Origin of the sequence: Candidatus Infernicultor aquiphilus (assembly GCF_002784285.1) — a bacterium.
GTDB lineage: Bacteria > Atribacterota > Phoenicimicrobiia > Phoenicimicrobiales > Phoenicimicrobiaceae > Infernicultor > Infernicultor aquiphilus.
In genome coordinates this window covers 3,792-4,503 of the sequence record NZ_PFKO01000280.1, presented here as the reverse complement: position 1 = coordinate 4,503, position 712 = coordinate 3,792, and the positions used below count along the sequence as shown (strand labels likewise).

At 41.2% G+C, this 712-nt stretch carries 1 pseudogene; it reads right to left on the bottom strand.

The features are described from left to right. Nucleotides 1-712: pseudogene (locus tag COZ07_RS07555) on the bottom strand (phospho-sugar mutase); the annotation flags it as partial.

Genomic DNA, 712 nt, shown 5'->3' with positions numbered 1-712 from the left:
GCGGGAATCTATCCCTGACGGGTGAGACGACTGTTCTACGCTTTTAATGTTAGACGAGATTGCTTCGGTCGTTTCACTCCCTCGCAATGACAAAAAAGGGTGCTCCTCGCCATGATGCGGATTATTTTTTACTGCCAGGCCGATGCGGTCAGAGTCCGGGTCAGTGGCAATTAGAATCTCAGCATTTACTTTTTGGCCTAATTGAATAGCCAGCTCGAAGGCGGCAGGGTTTTCAGGATTAGGTGATTCTACCGTAGAAAAATTTGGGTCAGGATGAGTCTGTTCTTCTACTACAAATACATTGGTAAATCCCCTTTCTTTTAAAATCATTCTTATGGGAATATTCCCTGCTCCGTGGAGGGGGGTATAGACTATTTTAATAGATTTATCAAGATCATCTCCGTCTCTAATAGTAAGTTCTTTTACTTTTTGCAAATAGACCTGGTCAATTTCCGAACCAATTATATTAAATAAACCTTTTTTAGTGGCAGTGAAAAGTTCAATTTTTTTAATCAGAGAATAGTCTTTTATTTGGTTGATGTGGTAAATTATTTTATCGGCAATCTCGGGGATGATCTGTCCACCATCGGAGCTATATACTTTATAGCCATTATATTCAGGAGGATTGTGACTGGCAGTGATTACTATACCGGCGATAGCGTAAAGGTGACGAACGGCAAAGGAAAGTTCGGGAGTAGGACGGATATCCTCA